This window comes from Paenibacillus sp. UNC496MF (genome assembly GCF_900113915.1).
Classification (GTDB): Bacteria; Bacillota; Bacilli; order Paenibacillales; family Paenibacillaceae; genus Paenibacillus_Z; species Paenibacillus_Z artemisiicola.
This window is the reverse complement of the sequence record NZ_FORE01000017.1, coordinates 173,605-198,086: the sequence shown is the minus strand read 5'-3', so window position 1 is coordinate 198,086 and position 24,482 is coordinate 173,605. Positions and strand designations below refer to the sequence as shown.

Here is a 24,482-nt window from a genome sequence, read left to right as displayed (position 1 = left end):
TTTTCGCTCATTATAAGGAGGAAACGGACGATGAAGATAACCGAGGGGAACCGACCGGAACAAAACGAAGAGCGGCTGAAATACCCGATCGGCCATTTCGAGTGGAGCGGGGACGTCCCGAAGGCGCGGCGCGACGCATGGATCGCGGATATCGCGGAACTGCCCGGCCGGCTTCGGGCGGCCGTCGCGGGACTGTCCGACGGACGGCTGGACACGCCGTACCGGGACGGCGGATGGACGGTCCGCCAAGTGGTCCACCATGTGCCGGACAGCCACATGAACAGCTATATCCGCTTCAAGCTGGCGCTGACGGAGGAGAAACCGACGATTCGGCCGTATTACGAGGACCGGTGGGCGGAGCTGCCGGACGCGTTCGCGCCCGTCGACGCGTCGCTGGCGCTGTTGGACGCCCTGCACGAGAGGTGGGTCGGGCTGCTGGCCGGCCTGAACGATGCCGATTACGCGCGGAGCTTCGTCCATCCCGAGACGGGCAAGGAAATCCGGCTGGACTACAACCTTGGCGCCTATGCCTGGCACGGCAAGCATCATCTCGCGCACGTGACGGAGCTCGCGAAGCGGATGGGCTGGTAAGCCGGCTCATTCCGACAGCTCGTCGAGCGTCTTGCTGAAGCTCGGCGCCATCTCGGCGAGGAACCAATCGACCTCCGGCATGCCGAGGGCGGCGAGCTTGCGCTCCGTCTGCCCTTTCGCCACGGCGAATTCGCGGTTGCCGGAGGAGAGCTCGGACAAGCATTTCATATACGCGTCAAGCAGGTCGGCCGCCTTCACCATTCGGAGGAGCTCGGCCTCTTCGGCGTCCGCCGGCGCGCCGAGCACGAGCGGCCCGTACACGTCCCGCAGCGGCTCCGGCACCATGCCGAGCAGCCGTTCGGCGGCCATCGCCTCGATCTCGCGGAAGTTCGCGAGCATCTTCGGATTGTGGTGCTTGACCGGCGTCGGAATGTCCCCGGTGAACACCTCCGTCGCGTCGTGGAACAGCGCCATCGCGGCCGCCCGGTCGGCGCGGAGCGACTTGCCGAACACGGCGTTGCCGATCTCGCAGAGCAGATGGGCGAGCAGCGCGACATGGTAGGAATGCTCCGCGACGGTTTCGCGGGTCGTATTGCGCATCAGGCTCCAGCGCTCGATGTAGCGCAGCCGGTACATATAGGCCGTAAAATGGCTGTCCGTCATGGGGGCAACTTCCTTTCCCGTCCGGATCCGGCGGCGGCCGGCGCCCCAAAAGGCCCGTGCCCGCCCCGTTCCGTTTGTGGTATGATAGATTAGAGTGATTTTAATATAGATTATAGTAGGAAAGTCGATGACCGACCAGAGAGAGGAGCCATATCGGACTCATGCAGCATTTTGAACAAAGCGTATACGACCTGATCGTCGAAACGTCGACCAACCTTCCGGGCGACGTGCGGAAGGTGATCCAAGCGGCGCAGGAGGCGGAGGACCGCGCGACGCGCGCCGGCCTGTCCCTCTCGACGATCGCGACCAATATCGAGATGGCCGAGTGCAACGTATCCCCGATCTGCCAGGACACGGGCATGCCGACGTTCGTCGTGCATACGCCGGTCGGCGCGAACCAGATCGCCATGAAGCGGCAGATCCGCAGCGCCATCGCGCGCGCGACCAAGGACGGCAAGCTGCGCACGAACTCCGTCGATTCGCTGACGGGCGGCAATACGGGCGACAACCTCGGCCCGGGCACGCCGGTCATCCACTTCGAGCAATGGGAGAAGGACGACATCGACGTCCGTCTCATTCTGAAGGGCGGCGGCTGCGAGAACAAGAACATTCAATACAGCCTGCCGATGGAAATCCCGGGCCTCGGCAAAGCCGGCCGCGACCTGGACGGCATCCGCAAATGCATCATGCACGCCGTGTACCAGGCGCAAGGACAAGGCTGCAGCGCGGGCTTCATCGGCGTCGGCATCGGCGGCGACCGGACGACGGGCTACGAGCTGGCGAAGCAGCAGCTGTTCCGCCATACGGACGACGTGAACGAAATTCCGGAGCTGGCCCGGCTCGAAGAATACGTGCTCGAGAACGCCAACAAGCTCGGGATCGGCACGATGGGCTTCGGCGGCCAAGTCACGCTGCTCGGCTGCAAGATCGGCGTCATGAACCGGCTGCCGGCGAGCTTCTTCGTCTCCGTCGCGTATAACTGCTGGGCATACCGCCGCCAAGGCGTGCTGCTGAACGCGGCAACCGGCGAGATCCGTTCGTGGATCTACCCGAACGGCTCCGATACGCCGATGAAGAACGGCGCGGCCGACGAAGCCGCAGAAGCGGTTACCGACCGCTCCGAGCGCCGCGAGGTCGTCCTGAACACGCCGCTGACGGAGGAACAGATGCGCGCGCTGAAGGTCGGCGACATCGTCATCATCAACGGCGAGATGCACACGGGCCGCGACGCGATCCATCACCATCTCATGGACCACGACGCGCCCATCGATCTGAACGGCTCCGTCATTTACCACTGCGGCCCGGTCATGCTGAAGGACGAGAAGGGCTGGCAGGTCAAGGCGGCGGGCCCGACGACGAGCATCCGCGAGGAGCCGTACCAAGGCGACATCATCAAGAAGTTCGGCATCCGCGCCGTGATCGGCAAGGGCGGCATGGGGCCGAAGACGCTGGCGGCGCTGCAGGAGCACGGCGCGGTGTACCTCAATGCCATCGGCGGCGCGGCGCAGTATTACGCGGAATGCTTCAAGAACGTCAACGGCGTCGACTTCATGGAATTCGGCATTCCGGAGGCGATGTGGCATCTGCAGACGGAAGGCTTCGCGGCCGTCGTCACGATGGACGCCCACGGCAACAGCCTGCACGCCGACGTCGACAAGGATTCCTTCGAGAAGCTGCAGCAATTCAAGGAACCGGTATTCAAATAAACCGCCGACGACGGATACGCGGCGGGCGGGACGTCCGTCACGCCCCTGCCCGCGCGGCCGGAGAAGAAAGGGATGTCTAGCGCCAATGCGCAGCTTCGGACTCGCCTTTAACGCAAGGTTTGAACAATGGATGTTCCTCATTATCCCGGGATCCCTTGTCCTGGGGTTCTTTTTTTCCGGGCCGCTTCAGCGCTTCGTGCCGGCCGTGCCGTATCTGTTCGCGTACGTCACGCTGACGATGGCGATCGGCTGCGGCCTCGGGCAGCTGCGGACGGTCGTCCGCCGGCCGGGCGTGCTCGTGCTGACGTTCCTCATCGCGCACGTGCTGTCGCCGCTCGTCGCGTACGGCGTCGGCGCGCTGTTCTTCGGCCCGGAGTCGCCGTACGTCGTGGGAATGGTGCTGTTCACGATCATTCCGCTCGGCGTGTCGACCGTGCTGTGGGTCGGGCTGTCCGGCGGCAGCATCCCGCTCATGCTGGCGATGGTCGTCATCGACTCGGCGCTCAGCCCGATCGTCGTGCCCGGCGGCATCCGGCTGCTCTTCCATCAGGCGGTGAAGACCGACACCGGCGACATGATCCGCGACCTGCTGCTCATCATCGTCGTGCCGACGATCATCGGCGTAACCTTGTACGAGCTGAGCAAGGGCCGGATCCAGCACGCGGTCAAGCCGTTCGCGGCGCCGGTCTCCAAGCTCTGCTTCGTCGCCGTCGTGCTGCTGAACGCGGCGGCCATCGCGCCGTACGCGGAGCAGCTGGGCGGCGACCTGCTGCGGCTCGTGCCGCTGTCGCTCGCGATGGTGGGCCTCTGCTACGCGATCGGTTATTTCGGCACGATGCCGTACCGGGACCGGGAGCTGCAGATCACCGTCTCGTACGCGACGGGCATGCGCAACATCTCTCTCGGGATCGTGCTCGCGATGGGCTACTTCAGCCCGCTGACGGCCGTCCCGGTCGTGCTGTCGATATTGATCCAGCAGCCGCTGGCCACCGTGCACCATTACGTTTTACAAAAGCTTCATAAAACAACGGCTGGCGTCGAAGGCTAAGTGGAAGTACGATTGGGGATGAAGGAAACGGCCTTGGGAGTTGAGACAGAGCAATGAGCAGCTTTCGCACGCGGCTGACCCTGATTCTGATCGCGATGATCGGACTCGCGGTGTTGGCCGCAGGACTATTCATGGGCAAGACTTACCGGGACAACCACTTGGAGGCGCTGCAGGATAACATGGTCCGGGAAATGAAGATCATCCTGGACGAAATGGATTGGAAGCAGGGCAGCCCGGACGAGCTGTACGATTATTACACGAATGAAGCGAAGCATTTGAAGGACATTACGGATACCCGGATCACGTTCATCCGCAGCGACGGCGTCGTGCTGGGCGATTCCGATCACGATCCGCGCACGATGGACAACCATTCGACGCGCAAGGAAGTACTGGAGGCGAAGCGGGACGGCATCGGCCGGACGACCCGCTACAGCGACACGATCAAGCAGAACCTGCTGTACGTCGCGATGAAAGTGAAAGCGGACGATCCGAATTCGGATATCATCCGGCTGGCGCTCAGCCTGGAGAAGGCGGACGAGAGCGTCAAGCGCATCTGGGTGGCGCTGCTGCTCGGGCTGGTCGTGCTCTTCGTCCTCGCGGCGCTGATCAGCTATCGCGTGGCGCGCGGCCTGACCCGCCCGCTCGAGCAGATCACGAAGGTATCGAAGCGGATCAAGAACCTGGATTACCGCGCCCGGGTCGCCGTTAAGAGCAGCGACGAAATCGGTGAGCTCGGCCAGGCGATCAACGCGATGGCCGAAGGGCTGCAGGTGCAGATGACGCGGATTCACCAGAACGAGCAGCAGCTCGCGAGCGTGCTCGACAACATGATCAACGGCGTCGTCATGATCGATGCCGGCGGCAAGATCGTGCTGCTGAACCGGATGGCGGAGGAAGTGCTCGGCTTCTCCGCGCGGGAGCTGGTCGGCCAGCACTACGCCTCCGCGAAGCAGCAGTACGAGCTGTCGCAGATCATTCAGGAGGCGCTCGAGCGCCGGGAGCATTTGCGCGACGAGGTGACGTTTTATTTTCCGGAGGAGCGGCTGCTGGATCTCAACTTGGTGCCGATCTTCGAGGATAACGAGCATAACGGGGAGTTCGGCGGCGTGCTGCTCGTCCTGCAGGACGTGACGGCGATCCGCAGGCTCGAGCGGATGCGCAGCGAATTCGTGGCGAACGTCTCGCACGAGCTGAAGACGCCGGTGACGGCGGTCAAGGGCTTCGCCGAGACGCTGCTCGGCGGGGCGGTCGACGATCCCGAGCTGGCGCGGTCGTTCCTGCAGATCATCTACGACGAGAGCGATCGGCTCAACCGGCTGATCGGAGACATCCTGGAGCTGTCCAAGATCGAATCCCGCCGCGTGCCGCTGCAGTTCTCGCCGATCGAGCTGTCCCCGTTCGTGTACAAGACCATCGAGCTGATGAGCGCCGAGGCGGTGCGCAAGCAGATTCGCGTCACGGCCCGGGTCGAACCGGGGCTGTACGTGGAGGCGGACGAGGACCGGCTGCGGCAGATCGTCATGAACCTGCTGGCCAACGGCATCGCGTACACGTCGGAAGGCGGCAGCGTGTCGATTACGGTGGAGCCCGTACACGACCCGAACCTGTCGTTCGACGACGAAGGCCAGGAAAATTACGAGCATATCCGCATCCATATCTCCGACACGGGCATGGGGATTCCGAAGAAGGACCTGCCGCGCATCTTCGAGCGGTTCTACCGCGTCGACAAAGCCAGGTCGCGGAGCTCCGGCGGCACGGGCCTCGGGCTTTCCATCGTCAAGCATTTGGTGGAATTGCACAAAGGCACGATCACCGTCGAGAGCCGGGTCGGCATCGGGTCGACCTTCACCATCGAGCTCCCCGTGCTGCAATAGCGGGCGGCTCGGCCGGACGGGGGTTTACCCTGCGGCGGAAACAATGCTATGATAGTGTAAAAGAACGTGAAAATCCATGTTGATTGGAATCAGCGTGGTAGCCGGGGGGTCACCATGACACAAAAAGTGTTGGTCATCGAGGACGAGCCGACATTGGCAAGACTGCTTTCGTACAACCTGTCGCAAGAAGGCTACGATACGACCGTGATCGACCATGGAGCGGAAGGCTTGCAGGTGGCGCTGCAGCGTTCGTTCGATTTAATTATTTTAGATATAATGCTGCCCGGCATGAACGGGTTTGAGATTTTATCCCGCCTGCGCCAGAACGGCAACCGAACGCCCGTCATCGTGCTTACGGCGCGCAACGCGGAAGAGGAAGTCGTGCAGGGGCTGAAGCGCGGCGCGGACGATTACATGACGAAGCCGTTCGGCGTCGCGGAGCTGCTGGCCCGCGTATCCGCGGTGCTGCGCCGGACGGGACACGACGAGAGCAAGGTGACGGAATCGACGGACAAGGTCATTACGGCCGGCGATCTGTCGATTTATCCGGAACGCTACGAAGTCATCCTGAACGGCGAGACGGTGCCGCTCCGGCCGAAGGAATTCGAGGTGCTGCTGTACCTCGTCCAGCGTCCGGGGATGGTCATTACCCGCGACGATCTCATGAACGTCGTCTGGGGCTTCGATTACATCGGCGGCCAGCGGACGGTCGACGTGCACGTCAGCTCCCTGCGCAAGAAGCTGGAGCTCGGCCAGCAGTCGGTCGAGATCGAATCCATCCGCGGCGTCGGCTATAAGCTCGTCATGCCCAAGAAGCTCGGATCATCGAATTGATGATTCGTTCTTTTTTTTGCGTATTTGTCACGATTTTATGGAAGCGCGTCCCGTTCATGCCTACTGCAGGGTGCCAATTAATGGTACGATGGGCGGTGTACATACTCTAGGAGGTGTCGGGACATGATTTCCTATGGATGGTGCAGAGGCATCGAGGACGCGGAACGGATGCGCCTGCTCGGCTTTGATTTCATCGAATGCACGGTGGTATCGCTGAACGTGGAGGATCCGGCGGCATGCCGCCGGGCGCTGCCCGCGTACCTGGAAAGTCCGCTTCCCGTCAGCGTGTTCAGCATTTTTTTCCCCGGGGACTTGAAGCTCGTCGGGCCGGAGCGCGACGCGGAGCGGGTGAGGCGGTACGTGCATGGGACGGCCGAGGCGCTGCACCGGATCGGCGCCCGCACGGTCGTGCTGGGCAGCGGAAGGTCGCGCAGCCTGCCGGAAGGCTGGGAACCCGCGCGGGGGGAGGAGCAGCTGCTGAGTACGCTGGACGCGATCGCGGACGAATTTCAAGGCGCGGGCTTGACGCTCGCGGTCGAGCCGTTGAACCGGAAGGAAAGCAATATCGTGAACAGCGTGGACGAGGCGGTCGCCCTGGCGAAGCAAATCAACCGCGGCCCGGTGCGGGTGCTGGCCGATTTCTACCATATGGACGAGGAAGGCGAGGCATTGGAAACGCTGGAGCGGAACCGGGATTGGCTGGCGCACGTCCATCTGGCGGACACGGGCCGGTTGTCGCCCGGCACGGGGACGTACCCTTACGAGGAGTTCGCCGCGCGGCTGAAGGCGGCCGGCTACGGCGGGACGATCTCGGCGGAGTGCACGGTGCGGGAGCCGGAGCGGGAGCTGGAAGCGGGCCTGGCGTTCATGAAGCGCAATTTCGGCTGAGCGCGGGCCGCGGCGGAACGTTCTCCTGCAGGAAGCGGATAGATGCGATTCGAGTTAGATTCGATTCCATTCGAGCATTTTTTTCTGAAACTGCTTCGGCGAGCAGTCGTTGTATTTTTTGAACATTTTATAAAAATGCGCCATGTTCGGCATGCCGATGCGGTCCCCGACCTCGGAGATGCTGAGATCCTTCGTGAGCAGGATCCGCTCCGCCCATTTGATCTTGCGGTAATTGACGTATTCGGTGAAGGACAGGCCGATCGCCTTCTTGAAAAATTTGACGAAATAGTAATAGCTCATGTTCGCCAGCTTGGACACTTCCTCGACCTGAATGCGGTCGGTCAAGTGCTCCTCCACGTAGTCGATGACGCTCCGCAGGCGCGCGCGGTCGAAATCGTCGTGATCCGCCAGCACGCGCTTCGCGTCGTTGCGGATGAGCAGCAGCAGCATCTTCTTGATCAGCATGCTGACGGCGAGCTCGTAGCCGTTTTGCTTGGAGGTGACCTCCCGGTGAATCTCGGTAATGCAGGCGGAGGCCTCGGCGCGGGCGGCTTCGTTGTCGCGGAAGATATAATTCGCGCGGCTGAGCGGGTTTTTCGTTTCCGAGAAGAACCGCATGTACGGCATGGAGCTCTGGTCGATGAACTGCTCCAGGTCGAACTGCAGCACGATGTAGTCGACGGGATTGCTCACGCTGCGGTCGCGGTGGAGCTGCCTGGAGCCGATGAGCGCGATGTCGCCGCTGCCGAGGCGGACGGCTTCTTCTTCGATATTGAGGTCGAGCTCGCCGCCGAGGACGAGCAGCAGTTCGATTTCCCGGTGGTAATGCCAATTGATGAACAAGTCGCTATTCCGTTGGGCTTGAAACACTTTTATCGACAATAGAGGGTTTTCATAAACGACCTTCTCATTGTAGAATTCCACGGTACCATCCCTTCGACAGCAAAATCACATAAAAGCAGGCCATTAAAGCGCCTATATTTTTGGACAAGTCTTGCACTATACTAGTTCTAGCATGCGTCCCGGCTCGGAAGCCGGCAAGCGGAACGCGGCAGCCGGAGCTTCGGGTGCAGGACGGTACGTCAACGCGCATACTACAAAGTATATCATTTCCCGACTTATGGAGGTAGAAATTTAATGGCAAAGGCTCGCGTAGGTATTATCGGCTGCGGCGGTATCGCCAACGGCAAACATCTTCCAAGCTTGGCGCAAGTGAAAGAAGCCGAAATCGTGGCTTTCTGCGATATCATCGTCGAGAAAGCCGAGCAAGCGAAAGAAAAATACGGCAATGAAGAATCTAAAGTATATAGTGATTACAAAGAAATGCTGAAAGACGCGTCCATCGACGTCATCCACGTCTGCACGCCGAACGATTCCCACGCCGTCATCTCCATCGACGCGCTGGAAGCCGGCAAGCACGTGCTGTGCGAGAAGCCGATGGCCAAAACGGCAGCCGACGCCCGCAAAATGTTGGAAGCCGCTAAGCGCACCGGCAAAAAACTCAGCATCGGCTACAACAACCGTTACCGTGCCGACAGCCGCTACCTGAAGCAAGCGGTCGACGCAGGCGAGCTGGGCGAAATCTACTTCGCGAAAGCGCACGCGATCCGTCGCCGCGCGGTTCCGACGTGGGGCGTATTCCTGGACGAAGAAAAACAAGGCGGCGGCCCGCTGATCGATATCGGCACGCACGCGCTTGACCTCGTTCTCTGGATGATGGACAACTACGAGCCGCAGGTCGTTCTCGGCCGCGCGTACCACAAGCTGTCCCAAACCGAGAATGCCGCTAACGCTTGGGGTCCTTGGGATCCGGCGAAATTCACGGTCGAAGATTCCGCGTTCGCGATGATCACGATGAAAAACGGCGCGACCGTTATCCTCGAATCCAGCTGGGCGCTGAACTCCCTGGAAGTCGACGAAGCGAAAGTGTCCCTGAGCGGCACGAAAGCCGGCGCCGACATGAAGAACGGCCTTCGCATCAACGGCGAAGAGAACAGCCGTCTGTACGTCAAGAACATCGAGCTGAACAGCGGCGGCGTTGCTTTCTACGAAGGCGCGAGCGAAACAGCCGAAGTGCTGGAAGCGGCTTGGTGGATCGATGCCGTGCTGAACGACAAAGAAACGTTCGTTAAACCGGAGCAAGCGCTCGTCGTTTCCGAAATCCTGGAAGCTATCTACGAGTCGTCCCGTACGGGCAAAGCGGTTTACTTCGAATAAGATCGGCCCTGCCGAAAGAAGGAGCCCAAGGCGATTGCGCCTTGGGCTTTTTTGTGCGTCAGTCGGTCAGTCGCCGTCCGTGCGGGCGTTCACGTAGCCGGCGACGCCGGAGGACGCTTCGTCCGACAGCTCGGCGAGCGACTTGACCTCGCCGTGCGGCTTCTGGTTCTGCTTGCGGCTCTTCCACGCGTTCTCGCGGCGGTTCTTGGGTGACGTCATAGCGCGCGCTCCTTTGCATGCTGGGTTGTCCGCGCGGCCCGCAGCGTCTTGTTTACTTGCTGGCTGCGTCGGCGGCGGCATGCCTTAGTGTGCGCGGAAGCGCGCCGGTTCATCACGCGCGGTCCGTCTTCGGCTTGCGCGCGCCCCACCAGAACAAGAAGCCGACGGACAGCAAGAGGACAAGGAACGGGGCGACGAAGATGAGAAACTTTTCGATCATGGCGGTCTCCTCCGAATCGGTTATCGGTTATTTGCCTCGCTTGCCCTGCACGTACTTCGTGTCGAACAGGAACAGGCGCATGAGCAGGTACAGCGACGGCACGAGCAGCAGCAGGCCGAGAATGAATACCGCGATGAGCGCGATCGCCATCGGCTCGCTCGTGAAGTTATCGTGGATCGTCAAGTACGGGTATAGCACGTACGGCATATGGCCGGCGCCGTAGCCGTAGAACGCGAAGCCGAACTGCAGCATGACGAAGACGAACGCGAGGCCGAGCCGCTTGCGCGTCCAGACCAGGTAGACGGCCACGAGGAAGCAGGCGAACGACAAGACGAACATCCAGGCGAAATGCTCCATTTGCCCGAAGTGGACGGGATTGTGCCGGCGGATCGCGAAGAAGACGAGCAGGCTGCACAAAATGGTCGGGCCGCTCCAGGCGAGCGCGTACTTGCGGACGACCTCGAACGCGCCGCGGTCGTTCGCCCGGTCGGCGTAGTAGCTCAGAAACATCGCCGAAATGTACAGCACGCTGACGAGCGCGAGCAGCACGACCGTCCACGAATACGTCGACGAGAACAGCTTGCCGTACAGGAAGGTGAGCTTGCCGGAGGCGTTCTCCGCGATGTAGCCGCCTTCCGAGATCGTCATGACCGTCGACAGCGAAGCGGGAATGAGCAGGCCGCTCGCGCCGTAGAGGAGCATATAGAAGCGATTGTTATTGTTCGTGCCGTACGTGTTGAACGCGTAATAGGAACCGCGGATCGCGAGCAAAATAATCGCGACGCTGCCCGGCACGAGCAGGGCGGTGCCGTAGTAATACGCCGTGTCCGGGAAGAAGCCGACGATGCCGACGAAGAAGAAGACCAGGAACACGTTCGTGACTTCCCACACCGGCGAGAGGTACCGCTGGATGATGCCGTTGATCAAATGCTGCTTGCCGGTGACGGCGCTGTAGTAGTTGAAGAAGCCGGCGCCGAAGTCGATGGAGGCGACGATCAGATAGCCGAACAGGAACGTCCAAAGGACGGTAATGCCGAGCAGTTCGTAGCTCACAGCCCGTCGCCTCCTTTAAAGCCTTTCGCGGCGATTTCGTCTTCCGCCCGGTTGCTGCGGAACATGCGGATGAGCACCGTGACCGCGGAGACGCCGAGCACGACGTACAGCAGGGCGAACACGACGAGCATCGAGTCGACGTGCTCCGATGCCGTCGCGCCTTCCGACGTGCGCATGATGCCGCGGAGCAGCCACGGCTGGCGGCCGATCTCGGAGAAGATCCAGCCGTGCTCGATCGTGGCCATCGCGAGCGGCGCCGCGAGAATGATGCCGCGGAGCAGCCACTTGTTCCGGAAGACCGCGTCCCGCTTGCGGTAGAGCAGCAGCATGAAGGCGCCGGAGATGACGACCATGACGGCCACGAACGCCATTTTCAGATCGAACAGGTAGTGGATGTAGAGCGGCGGATGTTCGTCTTCCGGAATGTCGTTCAGGCCGGTCACTTCCGCATTGGGCAGCCCATGGGCGAGAATGCTGAGCGCGAACGGGATTTTGAGGCCGTACTTAATCTCGTTGTCGTCCGTCAGGATGCCGCCGAGCACGAGCGGCGCCTGCTTCGTCGTATCGAAGTGCCATTCCATCGCCGCGAGCTTCTCCGGCTGGTACTTGGCCAAGTACTTGCCCGACAGGTCGCCGATGACCGCGCTGGCGAGGATGAAGACGAAGGCGGACGTCATGGTCAGCTTGAGCGCCTTCTTATAATAGACATGATTGCGCCCCTTCAGGAGCGACCATGCGGCGATGGCGGCCAGCACGAAGGCGCAGGTCACGTACGCGGTGACGAGCACGTGCGACACCTTCGTCGGCATGGCCGGACTCAGCATGGCGCCGAACGGGGAGATGTCGACGATCTTGCCGCCTTCCACCTTGACGCCCGCCGGCGCGTTCATGAACGCGTTGACGATGGTAATGAAGCAAGCCGACGCGGACGAGCCGAGGACGACCGGGATGAGGAGCAGCAGATGCGTCGTTTTTTTCTTGAACCGTTCCCACGTGTATAAATAAATGCCGAGGAAGATCGCCTCGAAGAAGAAGGCGAACGTCTCCATGAACAACGGCAGCGCGATCGATTGTCCCGCGACCCGCATGAAGGTCGGCCAGAGCAGGCTGAGCTGCAGGCCGATGGCGGTGCCCGTCACGACGCCGACGGCGACCGTAATGACGAAGCCGCGCGCCCATCGGCGGGCGAGGAGCAGGTAATGATCGTCGTTCCGCTTGATGCCGATCCATTCTGCGAGCGCGATCATCAGGGGCACGCCGACGCCGATCGTCGCGAAGATAATATGGAACGCAAGCGTAAGACCCGTGAGCAACCGGCTGTACATGACCGGATCGTAACCGCTGAGCAGCATCATGATCCCTCCCAAAGCTTGGTATGATAACGAACGTTTTGCCGAACCATGCTCGTCATTCGAACAGATAACGGGACAGGGACAGCAGCATGACGGCGGAGACGAAGATACAGAGCACGATCAGTCGTTTTTCTTGTTTGGCGATGCGGTTGCGTTCTTTCCCGGAACGCGGTTCTCGGGCCATGCGGCATCCCTTCCCTCTGTTCGGAATTGGTGGGTACTGGTAACGTTAACCTGTATACGGTTATTATAAACGACTGTTGTGATTTATTTCACAATATTTGTGACGGGGAGTTGAATGTTGTGATTTATTTCACAATATCGACAAGAAGGAAGGTGGAGACGGAAAAGAAAGGTTGTTAGCGGGATCAACAATGGAAGCGACATATGAACTTGATTCATGCGGATCGCGTCGAGGTTCAGGTCAAGCGCGTTCATGATCAATGGGACAGCTTGAGCCGCAAGATAAAATGATAAAACGCATGAAAAGGAGCTGCCGCGGCAGCTCCTTTTCATGCGTCCGGACTAGCTCCTCAAACGTGCCCGGCTTGCTCTGGCGTCCTTTACCGGGTTCTTTTGCAGCTTATCGGATTCCTCTAGATTTTTGAAAAATAGGATTTTATCATCGACTTTCTCCAGCGTCTGTTCAAGTTCCTTCATTTGATCGATCACCTTCATGCGATACGTTTCCATGAATTCGCGCCGAGCCGTTATCGGGGAGACTTGATTATCGTTCAAGGCGAAAAACTCCAGCATCTCCCGAATGGGCATCCCCATCGCTCGAAAGTAGCTTAACACCTGGAACCAGACGATATCGGACTGCGAATACTTGCGGTATCCATTTTCGTCCCGTTCTATGCCGTCGATTAATCCGATTTGCTCATAGTATCGCAAGGTATGGATGCTTAGCCCCGTCTTTTCAGACACCTGTTTGCTTGAGAAATTGGTTTCCATAATCTTTAGTATACCATCGATTCGAACGGTGTTGCTATCGAGTGCACTCCATACTTTATCCTTACCCTTGTAAGCAATCCTATTCATTTAGAGGAGGACTTCATCATGCGAATTTTTGTTACGGGAGCTACGGGCTTCATCGGTTCCGCCGTCGTCCGCGAACTTAGCGATGCAGGGCATCGGGTTGTAGGTCTTGCCCGTTCAGACAAGTCTGCCGCGGCATTGACAGCGGCGGGAGCGGACGTGCATCATGGCACTCTCGACGATCTCGACAGTCTGCGCAGGGGCGCCGCTGCTGCGGACGGCGTCATTCACCTGGCCTTCATTCACGACTTCTCGAACTTTGCGGCCGCCGCCGAGACCGACAGGCTGGCGATCGAAGCGATCGGAGAAGCGCTTGAGGGGTCCGGCAAACCATTCGTGGTCACCTCCGGGACGCTTATGCTCGCACCGGGACGCCTCGGTACGGAAGAGGACGCGGCGATGCCGACTGCGCACCGGCAATCCGAAGAGGCGGCGATGGCAACGGTTAAGCGCGGGGTGCGGTCATCCATCGTCCGTCTTTCGCCATCCGTGCACGGTCCGGGCGATTATGGCTTCCTCCCGACCCTGATCGAGATCGCCCGCGCCAAAGGCGTCTCCGCCTACATCGGCGACGGATCCAACCGGTGGCCGGCCGTGCATCGCCTCGATGCGGCGCGTCTCTTCCGTCTGGCGGTAGAAGACGCGCCGGGTGGCGCACGGCTGCACGCGGTGGGCGACGAGGGTGTTCCGCTCCGCGATATCGCGGCCATCATCGGTCGCCGCCTGAACCTGCCGGTGGTCAGTATTTCGCAGGAAGAAGCAGCCGGTCACTTCGGCTGGCTTTCCTTCGCCGCGTCTGTCGACAATCCGGCTTCAAGCGCACTGACTCGGGAACGCTTTGGCTGGCGGCCCGAGCACGCTTCATTGATCTCGGACCTTGAACGGGGTCACTATTTCAAAGACTGAACGCCTAGCGGGTAATTTCATTCAACCTACGCCCGGCACAAAGTTCTGTCCGACTCGTGCATGGAGATAGCGGAGCGCAAGCGTTCAATAAAACAGCAGCAGACTCGGACCTTTGTCTCGTCCTTGGCTGCTGCTGTTTCATCTCCTAATAAAAAAGGCGGGGCTAAATGATGGACTTGAATCGCGGGCTGCTGGGCGGGCGGAAGCATCCGATCGGAGCGAGGCGATTTAGTTTCGTATCAGCTCGAAATCGTCGAACGCCGCCCAGTTGCCCGCGTTCGCGTCGCTCCAGACGCCGATCTCGATTCGGCCGTTCGTAACGCGGACGTTATCGATCGCGTATTTCGCGTAATCGGCGACGGGGCGGCTCCCGATAACCGCCTGAACTTCCGCTGCTCCGTAATTCTTCGCGAAGAGATGCAGCGCCTTCTGTCCGCCGCCCGATCTGGCCCAGACGCTGACGGTATAGACGCCGTTCGGAACGGCCAGCGACTGGGACGTCAGCTGCTGATACGCTCCGGCCAGCCAATGCGTCAGCTTATAGCCGCCCGTGCGCGGTTTGTCGGCATCCGCTTTGCACGCCAAGCCGGAGGCGCCATGCCACTCCGTCCAACCCTCCAGATTCCCCGTTTCGAATCCGGGGTTCGTTAACAGATTCGCCGGAGGCTGCTGCGTAACGGGCTGTTGCGCGGGAGGCTGCTCGTTGGCGGGCTTTTGTTCCGTGAATTGCAGCCAATTCAAGTTGAAGCCCGGCCCGGCAGCGTAGACGCGCAGCGTATTCCGGCCCTCGCCGAGCCTCGCTTCGGCGCTCACCGTCTGCCATTCCTGCCAGCCGCCCGTATTCGGCACGGCAATCGTGCTGACCGTGGTATCGCCGATCCTCAGCTGAATCGATCCGGTATCGGCTTGACTCGCCACGCGCAGCTCGACCTTATACGTCCCCGCGGCGGCGACATTCACGGCGTAGTCCATCCAATCGCCCGCATCGATCCAGCCGACGTTCAAACCGCCGCCGGCATCCTTCGCGTTCTCGGTCTGCACGCCGCTCATGGCGCTGTATTGTTCGGCTTCGACTCTGCCGGGAATCGGCGCATCGGTCACGACGGTCTCGCCGCCGTTTCTTATCCGCTTCTGGTCCATGTACAGCGACTGCGGAGCCAGATCGGCTCCCATACCGACGCCCTCGACGACGTCCTGCGGCGCCGAACGGTCCGCGGACGGCACCTCGTACTCGACCTTGCCGGCCGCGCCGCGCGTGCCGATTACGTAGCCGCGGCCGAATTGTCCGGATTTCACGACCGCCGACTGCCCGGGGGCATACGCGACGCCGTTCGTATTCCAGACGACCGACTGCGAGGTGGTCCAACCATGCTCCACGGTTCCGTAAGGCCGGTAGACCGCTTCGATAAAATCGCCGTTCATGGTCATATTGTCGAGTTGGACGGGCGTGAGTTCGGTCGGGTTCATCGTTGTCGCGGTCATCGTTGTCATGGCGGTGTCCTCCTGGGCGGGTTAATTGGATAGCGTGTTTAAACGGTACACGTCCCGGCGATCGATGAATGTCTTCGCGGCGCGGCGGTAGGCCCGATAATGCGAAGAGGCAAGATGCTCGGCTAGCGCCGCTTCGTTCTTCCACGCTTCATATAACACGAACTGTTCCGGATAGGCCCGGCTTTCATGCAGCACATACGTCAAGCAGCCTTCTTCGGCGCGCGAGCTTGCCCCGAGCTTGAGCAAGACCTCCCGAAGCTGCGCCGCATATCCTTCCCGGCCCTTCAGCAGGGCGACGATCGTAATGGTTTCCATGAAGATCTCCTCTTTCATTTCCATGGAGACGGCCGCGGATACGGGCTCGAACGCATAGGCGGACCTTCGCGGGGAAGCCTACTATTCATGCGCGATACCCGGACCGGCGAATATCTTCCTCGGCTGCGTCGTCACCGTTATGCGCCTCCTCGAAAATATGATTTTGCAGCGCGCGGCATCAAGCAACGCATCCTGCGGTAGCCATACTGTAACACTCCGAATCCGCGGATTGTACTACCGCTATGTTTGGTGGGGAATAACGCAAAGTTAGGGGGGATGAACATGAGGATGGAATGGTTGGAGGCTTTTCGGCAAACGGCGGAGACGAAGAGCTTGACGAAAGCCAGCGAATCCTTGCATATCAGCCAGCCTGCGCTGAGCAAGCAAATCCGCAATTTGGAGACGGAGCTCGGGGCGCAGCTGTTGACGCGTTCGTCCGTGGGCGTGAGTCTGACGCCCGCCGGCCAGATTCTGCTTGAACGAAGCAAGGTCATCGCGAACGAAATGAACGCGATGAAGCGGGAGATCGCGCTCATGCAGGACGAGGGCAAGGTCGACCTCACGATCGGTTCCTGGCCGAGCGTCGCCACGATATTTCTGCCCGCCCGCATTGCCGGCAACCGGCAGGCGACCACGAAGCTGGAGATCAAAATCCGCGTCTTTTATTGCTTTCATGATTTTTTGACGCATCTGGATAACGGCATTCTCGACGCCGCTTTTTTCGACGACCGGGGCGTGAAGCACGCGTATCATTCGACCCCCGCGTTTACGGAGCCGTTCTTTCTGTTCGTGAACAACAATCATCCCTTGTACGGGAGCAGGGACGAAGTATCGTTCGACGAGATCAAGCAGGAAACCTTCGTCATGCTGCCGGACGGCTGCGACGTGCGGATGCTGGTCGAAGAGGCGTTCGCCGCAAGAGGCGAGCAGCTGAACGTCGCGCTTGAAATCGAGCTGGGCCAAAGCATCTTGGGCTTCATCCATGCCAATCTGGGCATCTCCATTCTGCCGGCCATCTTCATCAACCAGATGAAGCCGACGATGAAAGCGATCCCCATCCAGGACTTCGAATCGCATCGTCAAATCTCGGTCATCACGCGCGACGAATCCGTCAGCAAGCGGCTGCTCGGCTTTATTTTCAACCCGTGATCCAGGCCGCCCGTCCGCGCGTTCATTCATGGATCATCCCTCGGGCAGCCGCCGTCATCGCGAACGGGGCTGCCTTTTTGTTGCGTTCGCGGGGCAGGCCGACGGGGCTTGACGGGGCGGGGCGGCCGCCCGTCGCGGGCACGCCGGCGTCGCGCCCGGCGGCGCGGCGAAAGAGTATAAAGGGGGTGCAATCCGAACAAGTTAAGGACAGAGAGTTGGCATAAGGTGGTAAACAGCATGGAATCGAGCCTTCCTTTGAATGTGGACGCGCGCGTCGGGATCAATCACGATGCGCTGCGCCGCGTTTTTCATCATTGCGCGGACATCGTGTTCAGGCCGCTGAAGCTCCCGGATCGCGCCGAGCTGCTGCTCGTCTATATCGACGAGCTGACGGATTCGAATAAATTGGAGCAGATCATATCGACCTGCATGCTTAGCCGCGACTTCGATCGGCTGACGCAGTACGAGAGCGTCACGCGCTTGTCGGAGGTCGTCGCCAAAGTGTTGAAAGGCTGCACGGCCATTTTTTTGGACGGCCGGCCGGTGGCCTATCTGGCGGAGCTGACCGCGTTCAAGCAGCGCGCCATCGCCGAACCTTCCAATGAAGCCGCCATTCGCGGACCGCGCGAAGGTTTTACCGAGGATCTCAAGACGAACCTCAGCCTGATTCGGCGCAAAATCAGCCACCCGAGCTTGAAGTTCGAGCGGCATCAAGCGGGCGAGCTGACCAATACGGAGTTCGTCGTCGCCTATATCGAGGACGTGGTCAAGCCCGGGCTGCTTCAGGAGGTCCGGCGCCGGCTTCAGACGATGAATACGAATCAGCTGCTGGATTCCGGGTATATCGAAGAATACATCGAGGACCGCAGGCTGTCCCTGTTCCCGCAGCTTCAAAACACGGAACGCCCGGACACCGTCTGCGCGAGCTTGCTGGCCGGGCGGGTCGCCATCATCGTCGACGGCTCTCCCAATGCGCTGCTGCTGCCCATGACGTTCTGGGCGGGACTTCAAGCGGCGGAAGACCATTACGAGCGCTTCATCTACGTCTCGGCCGTCCGCGTCCTGCGGCTGCTGCTCGCCATGCTGTCCTGTTTGCTGCCTTCCATCTACGTCGCGCTGACGACGTTCCATCCGCAGATGATCCCGCTGGCGTTGATGCTGAGCATCTCGGCCTCCCGGGAAGGCATTCCGTTTCCGACCGTCATCGAAACGCTGATCATGGAGCTGATGTTCGAGGGGCTGCGGGAAGCGGGACTTCGCCTGCCCAAGGCGATCGGTTCGGCCGTCAGCATCGTCGGCGCGCTGGTCATCGGGGAGGCGGCCGTCCAAGCGGGCTTCATCTCCGCCCCGATCGTCATGATCGTGGCCGGAACGGGCATCGCGTCGTTCGCGTTTCCCAGCTACAGCCTGGCGCTGCCGTTCCGCATCCTGCGGTTTCCGCTGCTGATCGCGGGCGGCTTCCTGGGACTGTACGGCGTGGCGATCGGCATCATGTTCATCATGATTCATCTGGTCACGCTCAAGTCGTTCGGCATGCCGTACTTGAAGCCCGTCGCGCCGATCGGGAAAAACCTATGGAAGGACTCGCTGATGCGCATGAACAAACGCTTCGTGCCGGCGCCCAAAAAGCCATGAAGCGTCTGCGCGCCGCCGGTTGCCTGGCCGTTCTTCTCTGCCTCTCCGGCTGCTGGGACCGGAACGAAATCAACGATTACGCCTTCTGGATCGGCACGGGGCTGGACTTGTCGGAGGACGGCAAACTGAAGAAAAGCGCGCAGATCGCCGTGCCGGCCGGGTTCAAGAGCCCACGCGAGGGCGCGGGCAGCGGACAGCGGGCCAACATCGTCATATCGGCCTCCGGTTCCTCGATCGTCGACTTGGAGCAGCAGGTGCAGGACAAGCTGCCCCGGAGAATTTTTCTCGGGCACCGCCGGTCCATCTTCATCGGCGAACGGCTTGCGCGCAAGGGCATCCTCGACGTGATGGACCAATTCACGCGCAATACCGATACGCGGATGCGGACGGATATCTTCGTCGTGAACAACGGCGAGGGACGGGACGTGCTCGAGATCAACAGTCCGTTCAACCAGTTTTCGGCGATCGTGGCCGTCGATCAAGACCGGTTTTGCCGCTTGGGGGACACGGCCTTGCGGGACGTCCTGCTGGACGTCGGGCGGGACGGCATCCGGCCCTCCATGCCGATGGTGGAGATCTCGCCGAAGAACCGGCAAGAGAAGAACGAGATCCTCGAAGTGAAATCCGTCGCGATCTTCAATCGGAAGCTCCAGATGGTCGGAGAAGTGACCGGCCGCGAATCGCTCGAGTTGTTTTGGGTCAAGGGGGTGCTCAACAATCAATTTCTGACGGAGGAAACGGGGGGAGGCACCGTCTCGCTGTACGAATCCAACTTGAAAAAATCGATCCGCACCCAAATCGACGGCAACCGGCTGAAAGCCTTCGTGAAGCTGGAGGGGACCGGAAGGGTGCTCGAAAACAACACGAATATCGACATCTCCGCCTCCTCCGAGCGGATTCCGCTGGAACGCAAGCTGAACGCCATCAAAGCCAAGCAGGTCGAAGCCACGATTAAGAAGGTGCAGCTCCAGTACGGGCAGGACGTGTTCGGCATCGGCGAAGAAGTTCACCGCGAGCATCCGTACGAGTGGAAGAAGCTCCGGGACAAGTGGGACCAATTGTTTCCGGCCGTCGAGGTGACGGTCACGGTCAAACTGAAAATCCAGAACACGGGCGGGATCGGCAAGCGCATCCCGGGAATAGGAGACCGCGCATGAAGATTTCGCCTTGGCAATTGTTTTGGATGTTTACGACCCTGGAAATTTCGATGAGCATCTGGCTGACCGTGGCGCCGACGATCGAGACGGCCAGGCAGGACGCCTGGATTTCGCTGGCGGTGGCCGGCGTCATCGGACTGTTCGTGACGCTGATCCTGATCCTGGTCAGTCAGCGGCATGATTCGCTGACGCTGGTGGAGTTCGCGCAAAAGCTCGCCGGGAAGTGGATCGGCTGGCTGATCGGCGCGCTGTACATCGCGGTCTGGTTTTCGGTCTCCGCGGATATCCTGCGCATCTTCTCCTTGTTCATTAAGCAGTATCTCTTTCACGACACGCCGATTTGGCTCATCGCGTTTCTCATGGTCGCCGCCATGACGTACATCAATTACGCCGGCAGCGTCGAAGCGATCGCCCGTTTCAGCGAGTTGGCCGGTCCGCTGCTCCTGGCGGGCATCCTGGTGACGTTTAGCTTGAACGTCACCAATTTGCACGTCGATCTGCTGCTGCCCGTCTATGCGGATTCCGGGGCGTTGTCCATTCTGAAAGGTTCGCTGGTGAACGCGTCGTTCCTCGGGGAATCCATGATGATCATGATGCTGACGCCCTTCATCGCCAATTCCAAGAAGATGCTGAAGCCGGCGCTGCTCGCGATCTGCATTCCGTCGCTGATCGCCGTCGTGACGTCCGTCATGGTGATCATGACCTTCGGAACGAACATCGGGTCGACCCTGGTCTTTCCGTATTTCAGCATGGTTCGCTTTATCAATTATCTGGAATTCGTTCAAAATATGGACGTATGGATCATGTTCATCTGGATTTTCAGCGTCTTCGTGAAGCTGGCCATGTACTTGTTCATCAACAGCTACGGCACGGCCCAATTATTCGGCGTGAAGAACTGGCGGGTCATGATCGGATTCGTGGCGGCCGCGATCTTCGCGATTTCCTTGGTACCCGCCAATGTCATCGGCATCTTGGATTATGCGACCTTCGTCTGGATCCCGTATATTTTCCCGATCTTCATCGTCGCGCTTCCGCTGCTCTTATTGCTCGTCAGCATGGCCAGAGGCCGGACGCTCGCCCCGGAGGGGCAGTAGACCGAGCCGAAGGGCCGGGCCGCTTGCGGGACATGCATAAATAAACTTATAGCCTCTCCGTGATTTTGTGATTTGTTGTCGATGCGACGGACCCTTACACTAAGCAACGTGCGGATCCGGGATCCGCAGCAGGCCAGTCCATAGACGCAAAAGGAGAGAAACCCATGAAGAATACCGGCTTTGTTCGCGATGTCCATCTTGCGATCGAACAGGTCGAGCGCGAGGCGTGGTTCGACATGTACGCCGCCGCTCCCGCCGCGATCGTCCAACGCACGAAGATCGCTTTCCAACGATTGCGAACGGCCATCGGCCTCGCGGACCGCGGGACGCCGATCGCGGAGTTCAATCGGGTGCTCGGCTTAGGCATCGACGAGCCCGCAAGCGAAGACGAGCTGGAGCGGGCCATCGCCTGGATGAAGGAGCATGCCGTTCCGTCGCATGCCCTGCAGCTCGCGCCGACCGCGCGCCCGGAAGGGCTGCCGCAGTCGCTGGAAGCCCGCGGTTATAGGCGTGCCGGCAACGGCTGGGCGAAATATTACCGGGGGTCGGGTCCCGCGGAAGGCCATCCGAATCCGACGGCGCTTGAGGTGAAGCTCGTTCGTCCGGAGGACGCCGCGCACTTCGGCCAAGTCGTGCAAGCCGGATTCGGGCTGCCCGCGGCGGTCGCCGACTGGCAGTCCGCCTTGGCCGGACGACCGAAATGGAACGTCTACGCGGCGTACGACGGCGACGTGCCCGTCGCTTGCGGAGCGATGTTCATCGACGGCGGCTGGGCGTGGCTCGGCGTCGATGCGACGTTGGCCGAGTACCGCGGCCGCGGGGCGCAGAACGCGCTGATCGAGCGGCGGATCGCGGACGGCATCGCGGCGGGCGTATCCGGCTTCACCGCCGAGACCGGGCAACCGTCCGAAGGCGAAGAGCATAAGAACAAATCTTACGGCAACTACCACCGGGCGGGATTTACGCGACTGTACGTGCGCCCGAATTATGTGCTCCCGCAGGCTTGACCGGCCGCAGACGCCGAACCTTGAAGGATCGTCCTTCAAGGTTTTTTTTTTGCCCGTTTGACGTTCGCGCCTCTTCAGGCGGCCGCTCCCCATAACGGCGGGTTATGGCCCACCCAACAGAACGGTAGTACAAACCGCCGCTTCGCGATGGTACGGTAGGCTACATCGAGAAGGCTTGCCGGCGTTTTGATAAATGAATTTATAGGCGGCCCTTTATTTCGTAATTTGTTGTCGATGTGAGCAAACTTTACAATCAGGAGAGTGGGTCTGCGATTCAAGAAGGAAGGAGCCGCTATGGTCGATTTCGAATGGTACCGAAGCTTCATCGCCATTTATAAGCACAATTCGGTGTCGGAAGCCGCGAAGACCCGGATCATGACGCAGCCGGCGCTGAGCCAGCACCTCGCGTCCCTGGAAGCCGAGGTCGGCGAACGGCTGTTCACGCGAACGACGCGCAAGCTGGTTCCGACCGAACGGGGCAAGCAGCTGTACGCGCATCTCGCGCCTCATATCGAGTCCTTGGAAGAGAAGACGATGGAATTGAAATTGCATTTGTCCCCGACCATGAAGACGATCAAAATCGGAACGACGCACGAGCTGTTCACCGAGAGCGTGATGGCGCATCTGTCCGGGATGGAATGGAATACCGTCACGTACTTCGGGGATGCCGGTCACTTGCTGGAGCTCCTTAAAGAAGACCGCGTGGATATCATCATTACGGACAAGAAGCTTGCGACCCCCGGCATCGAATACGTGCGGCTGATGGAAGAACGCTTCGTGCTCGTTGCGCCTTCGGACACGGCGGTACCGGAATTCGCGCGGACGGAAGAGATGGAACGGTGGCTGGCGGAGCAGCGATGGATCAGCTACGGCCTCGAGCTGCCGATCATCCGCAGGTATTGGAAGGAGTTCTTCAATACGGGCCCGGTCATTAACCCGGTGCATGTCATTCCGAGCCTGCATTTGATCTTGCGGGCGGTCGCGGAAGGCGCGGGGGTGAGCCTGCTTCCGACCTATCTGCTCAGGCAGCCCGGCGCGGCGGAGCGGAGGTGGCGGACGTTGTTCGAGCATATGCTGGTCCGCAACGAGCTGCTGATCGGCTTCAAGTCCAAGCATAAGCACGTCCTCGACATCAACGCGTTCATCAAACACATTCGCGAACAAAACGAGGACTGACGTAGAGTGCGCGCGTCGCCGCCGGCACATCCGGGGAAGCAGGCGGACGCGATCCCATAAAGCGAGGTTAAGCATGACGAGCATCCAAGAACGCATCAAGCAAAATATGATCGCCATGCGGGAACGCATGAGCGGCGTTTGTCCGCGGATTGTTTTCGAGCGGACGCCAAGGGCGATCCGCCACCAGTCCGATCTGCCGCATCCCGTATACAACCGCGTCCTTGCCTATTCGGGGACCTCGCCCGAAGACGTCCTGGACGACGTCGGACGCCTCTCGGAGCGTTACCGGGCGCGCAAGGTGCCGTTCACGTGGCTGACCTGGCCGCACGACCCGGGCGCCGCGAGCTTGGCGGAAGCCTTGGCGGCCCATGGACTGGACAAGGTCGACGAGGTATCGGGCATGTCGCTTTCCTTGGCAGGCTGGACGTACGAAGGCCCGGCGATTCCCGGCTTTACGGTCCGGCCGATCCGCACGCGGGCGGAGATGGCGTGGTTCCGGGAAATCGTTCCGGATAGGTTCGGATTTCACGGAGAAGCCGCGGACGTGCTCGTACGGATCAACGAAGCGGCCGCCATGGGCCGGCACCCCGCGTTCCGGCATTACGTCGGCTTCGCGGACGGCCGGCCCGCCGCGGCGGCGACCGCGTTCCGGGACGGGGAGACGATCGGCATCTACAACGTAGCCACGTTGGACGGCTATCGGCGCAGAGGCCTCGGAACCGCGCTGACGGCGCATGCCTTGCGCGAAGGACAAGCCGCCGGCGCGCGGCTTGCCGTGCTGCAATCGAGCAGGATGGGGGAAGGCGTGTACCGGTCGCTCGGCTTCGGCGCCGATGTCGCGATCGGCATCTACTTAGGCTAAAAGGCGCCGGCTGTAGATACGCAAACAAGCGACAATCGAAGAAGCCG

At 60.5% G+C, this 24,482-nt stretch carries 25 protein-coding genes; 15 read left to right on the top strand and 10 right to left on the bottom strand.

What is annotated here, in order from left to right; translation table 11 throughout:
• Positions 1-30 precede the first annotated feature (30 nt).
• Positions 31-591 carry a YfiT family bacillithiol transferase gene (locus tag BMZ79_RS28085; RefSeq protein ID WP_090646980.1) on the top strand — a complete coding sequence of 187 codons (561 nt, stop codon included), beginning with the start codon at positions 31-33 and terminating at the stop codon, positions 589-591.
• 6 nt (positions 592-597) lie between these two features.
• Here BMZ79_RS28085 and yfbR read toward each other — a convergent pair whose 3' ends face one another.
• Positions 598-1,194: a 5'-deoxynucleotidase gene (gene yfbR / locus BMZ79_RS28080; RefSeq protein WP_090646977.1), complete on the bottom strand. Its 597-nt coding sequence runs from the start codon at positions 1,192-1,194 to the stop codon at positions 598-600.
• Positions 1,195-1,355: 161 nt separating this feature from the next.
• Here yfbR and BMZ79_RS28075 point away from each other — a divergent pair, with 161 nt between their 5' ends.
• The 5 genes from BMZ79_RS28075 (at position 1,356) to BMZ79_RS28055 (ending at position 7,544) form a co-directional block, all read left to right on the top strand.
• Complete coding sequence (locus tag BMZ79_RS28075; RefSeq protein WP_090646975.1) at positions 1,356-2,900, top strand: fumarate hydratase; 1,545 nt, start codon at positions 1,356-1,358, stop codon at positions 2,898-2,900.
• A 196-nt stretch (positions 2,901-3,096) separates the two neighbouring features.
• The gene (locus tag BMZ79_RS28070) at positions 3,097-3,948 is read left to right on the top strand and encodes a bile acid:sodium symporter family protein (RefSeq protein ID WP_371263814.1); all 852 of its coding nucleotides are present in this window, start codon (positions 3,097-3,099) and stop codon (positions 3,946-3,948) included.
• 53 nt (positions 3,949-4,001) lie between these two features.
• Positions 4,002-5,822, top strand: coding sequence for a two-component system histidine kinase PnpS (gene pnpS, locus BMZ79_RS28065; protein WP_090646970.1), 1,821 nt, complete (start codon positions 4,002-4,004; stop codon positions 5,820-5,822).
• Positions 5,823-5,936: 114 nt separating this feature from the next.
• The gene (locus BMZ79_RS28060) at positions 5,937-6,656 is read left to right on the top strand and encodes a response regulator transcription factor (RefSeq protein ID WP_090646967.1); all 720 of its coding nucleotides are present in this window, start codon (positions 5,937-5,939) and stop codon (positions 6,654-6,656) included.
• Between the two features lie 123 nt (positions 6,657-6,779).
• Positions 6,780-7,544, top strand: a complete 765-nt coding sequence (locus BMZ79_RS28055) for a sugar phosphate isomerase/epimerase family protein (RefSeq protein WP_090646964.1) — start codon at positions 6,780-6,782, stop codon at positions 7,542-7,544.
• A 54-nt stretch (positions 7,545-7,598) separates the two neighbouring features.
• Here the strand turns inward: BMZ79_RS28055 and BMZ79_RS28050 are convergent, their stop codons facing one another.
• Complete coding sequence (locus tag BMZ79_RS28050) at positions 7,599-8,414, bottom strand: helix-turn-helix domain-containing protein (RefSeq protein WP_256253186.1); 816 nt, start codon at positions 8,412-8,414, stop codon at positions 7,599-7,601.
• Positions 8,415-8,681: 267 nt separating this feature from the next.
• Between BMZ79_RS28050 and BMZ79_RS28045 the strand changes: the two genes are divergently transcribed.
• Positions 8,682-9,761, top strand: a complete 1,080-nt coding sequence (locus BMZ79_RS28045; protein ID WP_090646958.1) for a Gfo/Idh/MocA family protein — start codon at positions 8,682-8,684, stop codon at positions 9,759-9,761.
• Positions 9,762-9,827: 66 nt separating this feature from the next.
• Here BMZ79_RS28045 and BMZ79_RS34540 read toward each other — a convergent pair whose 3' ends face one another.
• The 6 genes from BMZ79_RS34540 to BMZ79_RS28030 all read right to left on the bottom strand — a co-directional run bounded on the left by BMZ79_RS34540 (position 9,828) and on the right by BMZ79_RS28030 (position 13,559).
• A complete protein-coding gene (locus BMZ79_RS34540; RefSeq protein WP_177222383.1) occupies positions 9,828-9,980 on the bottom strand; it encodes a DUF6254 family protein in 153 nt (50 codons plus the stop codon).
• Between the two features lie 112 nt (positions 9,981-10,092).
• A complete protein-coding gene (locus BMZ79_RS35715) occupies positions 10,093-10,200 on the bottom strand; it encodes a cytochrome bd oxidase small subunit CydS family protein (RefSeq protein ID WP_371263813.1) in 108 nt (35 codons plus the stop codon).
• Positions 10,201-10,227: 27 nt separating this feature from the next.
• Positions 10,228-11,253, bottom strand: a complete 1,026-nt coding sequence (locus BMZ79_RS28040) for a cytochrome d ubiquinol oxidase subunit II (protein WP_090646955.1) — start codon at positions 11,251-11,253, stop codon at positions 10,228-10,230.
• The gene (locus tag BMZ79_RS28035; RefSeq protein WP_090647049.1) at positions 11,250-12,605 is read right to left on the bottom strand and encodes a cytochrome ubiquinol oxidase subunit I; all 1,356 of its coding nucleotides are present in this window, start codon (positions 12,603-12,605) and stop codon (positions 11,250-11,252) included. The genes BMZ79_RS28040 and BMZ79_RS28035 overlap by 4 nt, the downstream gene beginning before the upstream one ends.
• Positions 12,606-12,660: 55 nt before the next feature.
• Positions 12,661-12,789 (bottom strand): hypothetical protein, encoded by a 129-nt coding sequence (locus BMZ79_RS35375; RefSeq protein WP_256253184.1) that lies wholly within the window; start codon positions 12,787-12,789, stop codon positions 12,661-12,663.
• Between the two features lie 341 nt (positions 12,790-13,130).
• Positions 13,131-13,559: a MerR family transcriptional regulator gene (locus BMZ79_RS28030; protein ID WP_090647047.1), complete on the bottom strand. Its 429-nt coding sequence runs from the start codon at positions 13,557-13,559 to the stop codon at positions 13,131-13,133.
• A gap of 105 nt (positions 13,560-13,664) precedes the next feature.
• Between BMZ79_RS28030 and BMZ79_RS28025 the strand changes: the two genes are divergently transcribed.
• Complete coding sequence (locus BMZ79_RS28025) at positions 13,665-14,549, top strand: SDR family oxidoreductase (protein ID WP_090646953.1); 885 nt, start codon at positions 13,665-13,667, stop codon at positions 14,547-14,549.
• 228 nt (positions 14,550-14,777) lie between these two features.
• On the opposite strand, the gene BMZ79_RS34860 is transcribed toward BMZ79_RS28025, so the two are convergent.
• Positions 14,778-16,040 carry a carbohydrate-binding protein gene (locus tag BMZ79_RS34860; RefSeq protein WP_218154815.1) on the bottom strand — a complete coding sequence of 421 codons (1,263 nt, stop codon included), beginning with the start codon at positions 16,038-16,040 and terminating at the stop codon, positions 14,778-14,780.
• Between the two features lie 21 nt (positions 16,041-16,061).
• A complete protein-coding gene (locus BMZ79_RS28015; protein WP_256253183.1) occupies positions 16,062-16,379 on the bottom strand; it encodes a putative quinol monooxygenase in 318 nt (105 codons plus the stop codon).
• Positions 16,380-16,637: 258 nt separating this feature from the next.
• Between BMZ79_RS28015 and BMZ79_RS28010 the strand changes: the two genes are divergently transcribed.
• The 7 genes from BMZ79_RS28010 (at position 16,638) to BMZ79_RS27980 (ending at position 24,435) form a co-directional block, all read left to right on the top strand.
• Positions 16,638-17,504: a LysR family transcriptional regulator gene (locus BMZ79_RS28010; RefSeq protein ID WP_090646950.1), complete on the top strand. Its 867-nt coding sequence runs from the start codon at positions 16,638-16,640 to the stop codon at positions 17,502-17,504.
• Between the two features lie 237 nt (positions 17,505-17,741).
• Entirely contained in the window at positions 17,742-19,139 is a 1,398-nt protein-coding gene (locus tag BMZ79_RS28005) for a spore germination protein (protein ID WP_090646947.1), read from the top strand.
• On the top strand, positions 19,136-20,296 hold the full coding sequence (locus BMZ79_RS28000; RefSeq protein WP_177222382.1) for a Ger(x)C family spore germination protein: 1,161 nt from the start codon (positions 19,136-19,138) through the stop codon (positions 20,294-20,296). The genes BMZ79_RS28005 and BMZ79_RS28000 overlap by 4 nt, the downstream gene beginning before the upstream one ends.
• Positions 20,293-21,390 carry a GerAB/ArcD/ProY family transporter gene (locus BMZ79_RS27995; protein ID WP_090646942.1) on the top strand — a complete coding sequence of 366 codons (1,098 nt, stop codon included), beginning with the start codon at positions 20,293-20,295 and terminating at the stop codon, positions 21,388-21,390. Before BMZ79_RS28000 ends, BMZ79_RS27995 begins: the two co-directional genes overlap by 4 nt.
• 164 nt (positions 21,391-21,554) lie before the next feature.
• Positions 21,555-22,397 (top strand): hypothetical protein, encoded by an 843-nt coding sequence (locus tag BMZ79_RS27990; RefSeq protein WP_090646939.1) that lies wholly within the window; start codon positions 21,555-21,557, stop codon positions 22,395-22,397.
• A gap of 294 nt (positions 22,398-22,691) precedes the next feature.
• Positions 22,692-23,573 carry a LysR family transcriptional regulator gene (locus BMZ79_RS27985; protein WP_090646937.1) on the top strand — a complete coding sequence of 294 codons (882 nt, stop codon included), beginning with the start codon at positions 22,692-22,694 and terminating at the stop codon, positions 23,571-23,573.
• Between the two features lie 73 nt (positions 23,574-23,646).
• Complete coding sequence (locus BMZ79_RS27980) at positions 23,647-24,435, top strand: GNAT family N-acetyltransferase (RefSeq protein ID WP_090646934.1); 789 nt, start codon at positions 23,647-23,649, stop codon at positions 24,433-24,435.
• The last annotated feature ends 47 nt before the right edge of the window (positions 24,436-24,482 follow it).